This is a genomic window from Stutzerimonas stutzeri (genome assembly GCF_024448985.1).
Classification (GTDB): domain Bacteria; phylum Pseudomonadota; class Gammaproteobacteria; order Pseudomonadales; family Pseudomonadaceae; genus Stutzerimonas; species Stutzerimonas stutzeri_AP.
The window spans coordinates 1-7941 of sequence record NZ_JAMOII010000033.1; the positions used below are offsets into that span (position 1 = coordinate 1).

A 7941-nucleotide genomic window follows, 5' to 3' on the forward strand; every position below is an offset into this window, starting at 1 on the left:
CCTTAGATGGCAGATTGATAGCTCGGTAAGGCGGACCGAGATTCAGGCACGGCGAAGTAGCCCAAGGGGCTGACCCGCCGATTCGCATCGGATCACGCGGCCTCAGCGCACCTGATTCAGGCTATCGACGGTGAGTTCCAACGCCTTGCGCATGTCGAGGCGGGCCGAGCGTCCGATGTCTTGATTGTTCATCTGATAGTTGCGTTCGGAAGGCAGAATCGGCGCGGTCAGGTCGTCGGCTTCGACCGGCTCGAAATCGTTGTCGCGGCCGATGGTCAGTGCGCTGCGGCGTAGCAGTTCACGTACCTGCTCCGGCGCCAGCTGCGGGTTGATCGAGAGCATCGTCGCGATGATGCCTGTAACCATCGGGGTGGCGTATGAAGTGCCGCAATGCACCTCGCCGCGCTTGCCCGGCTCCAGTGTTGCGGCGCGCGTGCAGGCAGAGGCGGTGATATCGACGCGCATGTCGACGTTCGATGAAGGCCGTTTGGTGACATATTCCGGATGCTCCACCGGTACGTCGCGCTTGTCGTTGCGCTGGTGGCCGCCGACGACCAACAGTTGCTCGGTGATGAATGAGGACGGCAGACGGTAATCGTCCAGACTGGAGCGCGCCGAGCCGTTGCCGGCGGAATTCACCACCAGTACGTCGGGATGCTCACGGCGCAACCAGAGGAAGAACTCTTCGAGCAACTCCTCGTAGCCGCTCATGGCGATGCCTGAACGAATCAGCGAGTCGACTTCCTCGCCCGCCACATCCCGTGTGCCGATGCGGTGGATGCCCCAGCTCCAGTTCAATACGCGCACGCCATCTTCGACCAGGTTGACCGATGCGGCCACATTGGCGGTGATGCCGGCATCGGAATTGCGTTCGACGATCACCTCGAAGCCGGCGCTGGCCGGCTCCAGCGCACTTAGAAAACCGCTGTCGCTCGGCTCGATGCTGCGCGCGGCAAGGATGCCGGTGACGGTAGTGCCGTGTTCGTCCGGCGCCTCGGCGTCCCTGGCATAGACGCATGTGCGCGGCTCTCGTGGATCGCAATCGCCTAGATAAGGAGCGAACTCGGGGGCGTCGAAGTCGACGTTGCGCTCGATGATGCCGATCCGTACCGGGTGCGTCTCGACAGGGGCTTGTTTGGACGGCACGCGGTGCTGGTAATAGTCGACGGCGTCCAGGAATCGATTGGCGACCCATTCACTGTGGCGCGGCTTGGGCTCCTTGTCCTGCTCCAGCGGCTCCTCGGCGCCGGATTCCTCGATCACCACTGCGTCCACGCCCACCTCGTTACCCAGACGCAGCACCATGGCGTCTCGCTCGGTCAGGTTCTTTACCGGCAGGCGCAACTGATAGATGTTGAGCGGCGCGATGGCGCCGACCACTTCGGCACCGTATTTCTTGGCCAGTTGCTGCGACTTCTTCAGGCCGTCGAGGTTTTCCTCGATGATCAGGCTGATCAGATCGACATAGGTATTCAGCCCGTCCATGTTTTTGGTCACTTCGTCAGGGCCGGCCGCCAGCACATGGCTCCCGTTCATCGTCAACCACACCGGGTTGCTGCGGCGTTCGCCCTGTTCCAGCCACAGTGGTCCGCTCTCGTGCTCGGATTTGCGCAATGACAGCCGCAGCTTGCCGTCATCCGAGCGGGTGGCTTCGACCGGTTTGCCGCGCAGCATCAGCCTGACGTCGCCCTTACCCTCACCGTCGCCGAGCCCGGTCGCGCCCAGACAGAAGGTCAGCTGATCGTCCGAGAAGAGGTCGCCGCAACGCTGCATTTCCTTGAGGCGCAGCGGAGTCGATTCAGCCATTGCCAGGCTCGGGTTCAGCAGGCCCAGCGCAAGCCCGATCGATACGCAAAGGTTGGCTGTTTTCATTGCCGACGCTGCAGATAGTGGACGCTGAACAGCTCGCCGGAATCGGTCCATTGACCGCTGCAATCGAAGCCGGCGCTGTTGGCGAGATTGGCGAAGGACTCCAGCGTGTACTTGTAGGAGTTCTCGGTATGCAGGCTTTCGCCGGCATCGAAGTGAAATCGCTGGCCTTCGACGGTCACGTCCTGCGCTTCGCGGCTGATCAGATGCATTTCGATGCGCGAGTCGTTTTCGTTGAAGAAGGCGCGGTGAGCGAAACGTGACGGGTCGATATCGCTGTTCAGTTCTTCGCGAATGCGCCGCAGCAGGTTGAGGTTGAACGCCGCCGTGACATGCGCCTGGTCGTTGTAAGCCGCTTCGAGCACGTCGCGGTCCTTGACCAGGTCGACACCAATCAGCACGCCGCCTCCGGGCGGAAGGATATCGTGCAGATGCCCGAGCAGTTTGTGCGCTTGCAACGGCGTGAAGTTACCGATGCTGGAGCCGGGGAAAAACACCAGCGGGTGATGGATGGTGAAGTCGTCCGGCAGGGTCAGCTCATCGGAGAAGTCAGCGCAGGCGGCGTGCACTTCCAGCCACGGATAGTCGGCTGCCAGCCGCTGAGTGCTGGTCAGCAGGAACTGCTCCGAGATGTCGATGCCCAGATAACTGACCGGCCGCAACCCTTCGAGCAGCAGGCGCACCTTGCGGCTGGCGCCGCTGCCCAGCTCGATCAGGTCGGTCTGCGGTCCGGCGATTTCACGGATGTCGTTCGCCGCGTCGGCGAGAATCCGCTCCTCGGTACGAGTCAGGTAGTACTCAGGCTGCAGGCATATCTGCTCGAAGAGTTCCGACCCGCGGCGGTCGTAGAAAAACTTCGGCGAGATATGTTTTGGCGAAGCCGCGAAACCCGCCAGCGTTTCATCGCGTAGCGAAGACTCATGAGGTTGCTGGGTCTGATCATGGAAATGCACGGCTAACGCCATCGTCATAGCTCCCTGGCCAGGCGCAGCCCGGCGAATTGCCAGCGCATGGCCGGCTGGAAAAAGTTGCGGTAGGTGGCGCGGATATGGGCCTGCGGCGTGGCGCAGCAACCGCCGCGCAGGACCATTTGGCCGGACATGAATTTGCCGTTGTACTCGCCCAGGCTGCCTTCCAGCGGGCGGAAGCCGGGGTAGGGGTGGTAAGCGCTGGCCGTCCATTCCCAGACATCACCGAACAACTGCGCCGGCCCGTCATGAGGCGCGCTCGCCGCAACCGGTTGCAGATGATCGTTCTCCAGAAAGTTGCCGCTCAGTGGCTGATCCACAGCGGCGATCTCCCACTCGGCTTCGCTGGGCAGCCGGGCACCGGCCCAACGTGCGTAGGCATCCGCCTCATAGAAACTGACGTGGCAGACCGGCGCCTCCAGATCCAGCGGCCGCAGCCCGCCAAGAGTCATTTCGTACCAGGCGCCGTCGTCGCGGTACCAATACAGCGGGGCGTTCCAGCTGTGCTGCTGGATGTGCGCCCAGCCGTCGGACAGCCAGAGCTCACTGCGCGCGTAACCGCCGTCAGCGATGAACGACAGGTACTCGCGATTGCTCACCAATCGATCGGCCAGCTGGAAATCTTCGATGAACTGCCGATGCCGCGGCGTCTCGCAATCGAAGGCGAAGCCGTTGCCGTCGTGGCCGATATGGCGCACCCCGCCGCCATAGTCGTGCCAGCGCAGGCGGTCGTTGTGCAGCTTCGGTGCTGGCTTCAGGTCGTTCCGATAGGCCGGATGCAAGGGGTTCTGCGCCAGGATGTGCTTGATGTCCATCAGCAGCAATTCCTGATGCTGCTGTTCATGCTCCAGGCCCAGCTCGACCCGACGCAGAATCTCGGCGGCATGCTGCCGGGGTGGGTTGGTCAGAAGCTCGCCCATGGCCTGGTCGACGTAATGGCGAAAACGGTAGACGTCGTCCACGCCGGGCCGCGAAATCAGCCCGCGCTGGGCCCGTGGGAATGGTGTGCCGTGGGTTTCGTAATAGGAATTGAACAGGTGGTCATAGACCGCATCGAGCGGCGTGTAGCCCGTCATATAAGGCTTGAGCAAGAACGCCTCGAAGAACCAGCTGACGTGCGCCAGATGCCATTTCGGCGGGCTGACGTCGGGCATGCTCTGGATGACGTAATCCTCGATCTGCAAGGGTGCGCAGATCGCTTCGCTGGTGGCGCGTACCTGCCGGAAGCGTTGCAGCAGGTGATCCAGCTCGGCGTGCGCCGGATGCTGGTTTGCATGTTCTGCCAGGTTGCCCATCGGCGTCTCCCTTGTTCGATGCCTGGATGTTCGATGCCTGGAGCGGCCGATAGAACCGCTTCTATAGCGACCCGAAGCGAGGCGCAAAAGTTTCTACGATGCGGGTGCGCTGCCGCGCGCCAGCGCTAGCCGTAGGGCCGAACTTGTTCGGCCTCCGCAAATATTTTTCGCCTTTGCACATCCGCGGCCGAATGAATCCGGCCCTACGAAACTGCGCGTTCGGCATTGGGTACAGGCCTAGCACTGGGGCCGCCGTTCGATCGTACGAACGGGTTCCGGCGGGCACTGGTCCTGTTTTGCTGCGCGCCCGCCGTAGGGCCGAACTTGTTCGGCCTTCGCTGCTTGCCCGGCCTCCGCAAACTGCGGCCGAATGAATTCGGTCCTACGGCGGCGCGTTCGGTAGTTTGGAGCGGGCCCTAGCCTTCTTTGACCGGCGGAGTAGGGCGGATGAGGATCTCGTTGACGTCCACGTGCGCCGGCTGCGACAGCGCATAGACCACGGCCCGGCCGATGTCCTCCGGTTGCATCGCGTACGCTGGCGGTTCGTCGAACAGTGGCGTGTCGACCATGCCCGGCTCGATCAACGTGACCCGCACACCAGTGCCGCGTAATTCCTCACGCACGCTGAGGCCCATGCCGGTCACAGCCCATTTACTGGCGCTGTACATCGAGCCGGGAATGACGAAGCGCCCGGCGGCCGAGCCCGTCAACAGCAGGTGACCGCGGCTGGCCTTGAGCGCTTCGAGGCTGCAGCGCAGAGTAAGGCCAACGCCGTAGACATTGGTCAGCAACATATCGCGCCAGACCTCCGGATCGGCGCCGCTGAAGCCGCCTTCACTGCCTGGAACACCTGCATTGGCATAGACCGCATCGAGCTGGCCGAAATGGTCCAGTACCTGCCGCACCATGGCTTGCTGTTCGGCGTATTGCTTCACGTCACAGCGGATCGCCAGGGCGCGTTCCGGGCCACCAAGTTCGCTCACCAAGTTTGCAAGCTTGTGTTCGGAGCGGGCTGCCAACGCAACGCGGTAACCGGCTTCGGCGGCGAGCCGCGCGGTGGCCGCGCCGATTCCAGAGGAAGCACCGGTGATCAGTAGAACCGGATCGCTCATGGTCACCTCCGGCCCTATTAATAATTCGGTGGGGTTTCCGGAATGCCGGTGTCGTCGGTCAGTGCCGGCATGGTCCAGGGTTCGAGGCGCTGGTCCTTGTCTTCGACGTCGAGCCGCGCCTGCTCGATGACGCTGCCGAGTCGCTGCGCGCTGCTGTATTCCTCACGCGGCACGCTGGGCACGCGCAGCATCTCGGCACCGCTGCTCGACATCACGGTAAAGCCGAAACTGTCGTCGTCCGGGTTGGCACTGGTCACGCAGCCGCACGGCAAGAAGGCTTCGGTGACCAGCTGCATCGCATCGTCGAGTGTCAGGGGTTGAGTGTTCATGGTGCTCTCCATTGGCGGGCTGTCTCCAAGTTGACCGCTAGGGTCTGGTGACGTTTCGTCGCGAGCCGCGTTGCTGCGCCAAATGGCGCCAGGCCGGGCGGCGTTCCGCCAGGCGCGGGACATAGGTAATGGCCTGGCCGGCCGCGTCGTTCCCTAGCCAAGTCCCGCAACGCCGCATGGCGCCATTTGCCGCGCAACCCTTTGGGCCGGGCCTGTTTTTGCGCTGCGATCTCCACGGATGGTGGTGAGTGCCGTAAGCCCGCCGGGAGCGGGTGCGGCCTTGCCTTGCGCAAAAAAAACAGGCTCCGGTGCGGCCGCGTACGAAACGTCAACAGACCCTATGGCGAGCGGCTGTTTCCGAGTAAACGACGGGTTGCGAGCGTCTGCCCTTGTGGCTGCGCCACCGCGGCAGCATATTCGTGCGTATGAAACCGACTCCCGTGCACGACGCACTCGCCGCGTTCCATCCAGCGGTAGCTGGCTGGTTCGGCCGCAGCTTCCCTTCGCCGACGCCGGCTCAAATTGCCGCCTGGCCCCTGATCCGTTCCGGTCAATCGACGTTGATCGCCGCTCCCACCGGGTCGGGCAAGACGTTGACGGCCTTTCTCGCCGCGATCGATCAACTGGTGCGGCAGAGCGTGGCCGAGGGCGGCTTGGCGGACGAAACGGCCGTGCTTTACGTCTCGCCGCTCAAGGCGCTGTCCAACGATATCCGGGTGAACCTCGAGCAACCGCTGTTGGGTATCTCCGCCGAACTGGAGCGTCTCGGTTTGCCGACACTGCAGATCCGCACCGCCGTGCGCACCGGCGATACGCCGCAGGCCGAGCGGGCGGCGATGCGCAAGCGGGTGCCGCACATTCTGGTGACGACGCCGGAGTCGCTCTATGTGCTGCTGGGTTCCGAATCCGGTCGGCAGATGCTGACGGGCGTGCGCAGCGTGATTGTCGACGAGATCCACGCCATCGCCGGCAACAAGCGTGGCAGTCATCTGGCGTTGTCGCTGGAGCGGTTGGAAGCGCTGTGCCAGCGCCCTCTGGTGCGCGTTGGGCTGTCGGCTACGCAGAAACCCATCGCAGCGGTAGCGGACTTTCTGGTCGGCATCGGGCGGCGCTGCGAAATCGTCGATATCGGCCATGGTCGCGCGCGTGACCTGACGCTTGAGGTGCCGCAGGTGCCGTTGGAAGCGGTGATGAGCAACGCGGTATGGGAGTTGGTGTATGACCGACTTGCGGCGCTGGCCGGCGAACATCGCACGACGCTGGTCTTCGTCAACACGCGGCGAATGGCTGAACGCGCCGCGCGACATCTGAGCGAGCGTCTCGGCACTGCCCTGGTCGCCGCCCATCACGGCAGTCTGGCGCGCGAGCAGCGGCTGGACGCCGAGCAGAAGCTCAAACGCGGCGAATTGCGGGTGTTGGTGGCTACCGCCTCGCTGGAGCTGGGGATCGATATCGGTGATGTGGAACTGGTCTGCCAGTTGGGTTCGCCGCGCTCGATATCGGCCTTCCTGCAACGTGTCGGCCGTGCCGGACATCAAGTTGGCGGCGTATCCAAGGGTCGTCTGTTCCCCAGCTCGCGCGACGACCTGATCGAATGCGCCGCCTTGCTCGACAGCGTACGCCGTGGCGAGCTGGATACGCTGACGATTCCCGTAGCGCCGCTGGACGTGCTGGCACAACAGATCGTCGCGGAGGTGTCGTGCCGCGAGTGGCAGGAGGACGCGCTGCTGGCGCTGATTCGCCGAGCCATGCCCTACGCCGATTTGAGCGAGGCCAGCTATCAGGCATTGCTGGCAATGCTTGCCGAGGGCTACACCACCCGCCACGGCGCACGCGGCGCCTATCTGCATCGCGACCTGGTCAGCCGCAGTCTGCGAGGCCGGCGCGGCGGGCGCCTGACTGCGTTGACGTCGGGCGGCACCATTGCTGACAACGCCGACTATGCGGTGCTGCTCGAACCCCAGGGCTTCAACATCGGCACGGTGAACGAAGACTTCGCGGTGGAAAGCCTGGCTGGCGACGTCTTCCAGCTGGGCAACACGTCCTATCGCATTCTCAAGATCGAGCCTGGCCGGGTGCGGGTCGAGGACGCTCAAGGGCAACCGCCTAACATCCCGTTTTGGCTGGGCGAGGCGCCAGGGCGTAGTGATGAGTTGTCGTTTGCGGTGGCTCGCCTTCGCGGTGAAATCGACGAGCGCTTGGCTGACGTCAGACCTTGTAGAAGCGAGCTTGCTCGCGAACCTGACGCAGCCGAGGCCTCGATATTCGCGAGCAAGCTCGCTCCTACAAAAGCGGAGGGCAGCGAGGCGGTTGCGAGTTCGGTGGCCGCAGGCTTGTCTCCCTCTCCCCATGGGGGAGAGGGCTGGGG

General features: G+C 63.6%; 6 protein-coding genes. 1 reads left to right on the forward strand and 5 read right to left on the reverse strand.

Annotated features, from left to right (window positions below; translation table 11 throughout):
* Positions 1–102: 102 nt before the first annotated feature.
* From NA647_RS19210 to NA647_RS19230, 5 genes are all read right to left on the reverse strand, one after another.
* Positions 103–1872, reverse strand: a complete 1770-nt coding sequence (locus NA647_RS19210; RefSeq protein ID WP_423836496.1) for a S8/S53 family peptidase — start codon at positions 1870–1872, stop codon at positions 103–105.
* Entirely contained in the window at positions 1869–2834 is a 966-nt protein-coding gene (egtD, locus tag NA647_RS19215; protein ID WP_256059105.1) for an L-histidine N(alpha)-methyltransferase, read from the reverse strand. Before egtD ends, NA647_RS19210 begins: the two co-directional genes overlap by 4 nt.
* Before the next feature lie 2 nt (positions 2835–2836).
* Complete coding sequence (gene egtB / locus NA647_RS19220; RefSeq protein WP_256059106.1) at positions 2837–4132, reverse strand: ergothioneine biosynthesis protein EgtB; 1296 nt, start codon at positions 4130–4132, stop codon at positions 2837–2839.
* 416 nt (positions 4133–4548) lie between these two features.
* A complete protein-coding gene (locus NA647_RS19225; RefSeq protein ID WP_256059107.1) occupies positions 4549–5244 on the reverse strand; it encodes an SDR family oxidoreductase in 696 nt (231 codons plus the stop codon).
* Positions 5245–5261: 17 nt separating this feature from the next.
* The gene (locus tag NA647_RS19230; RefSeq protein WP_256059108.1) at positions 5262–5573 is read right to left on the reverse strand and encodes a hypothetical protein; all 312 of its coding nucleotides are present in this window, start codon (positions 5571–5573) and stop codon (positions 5262–5264) included.
* Between the two features lie 425 nt (positions 5574–5998).
* Here NA647_RS19230 and NA647_RS19235 point away from each other — a divergent pair.
* Positions 5999–7941: DEAD/DEAH box helicase (locus NA647_RS19235; protein WP_256059109.1), on the forward strand; the 1943-nt coding region annotated here is incomplete at its 3' end.

What these genes read in the sequence shown, in the direction of transcription:
- NA647_RS19210 (WP_423836496.1), bottom strand. Translation starts at nt 1,872, where the DNA reads ATGAAAACAGCCAACCTTTGCGTATCGATCGGGCTTGCGCTGGGCCTG.
- egtD (WP_256059105.1), bottom strand. Translation starts at nt 2,834, where the DNA reads ATGGCGTTAGCCGTGCATTTCCATGATCAGACCCAGCAACCTCATGAG.
- egtB (WP_256059106.1), bottom strand. Translation starts at nt 4,132, where the DNA reads ATGGGCAACCTGGCAGAACATGCAAACCAGCATCCGGCGCACGCCGAG.
- NA647_RS19225 (WP_256059107.1), bottom strand. Translation starts at nt 5,244, where the DNA reads ATGAGCGATCCGGTTCTACTGATCACCGGTGCTTCCTCTGGAATCGGC.
- NA647_RS19230 (WP_256059108.1), bottom strand. Translation starts at nt 5,573, where the DNA reads ATGAACACTCAACCCCTGACACTCGACGATGCGATGCAGCTGGTCACC.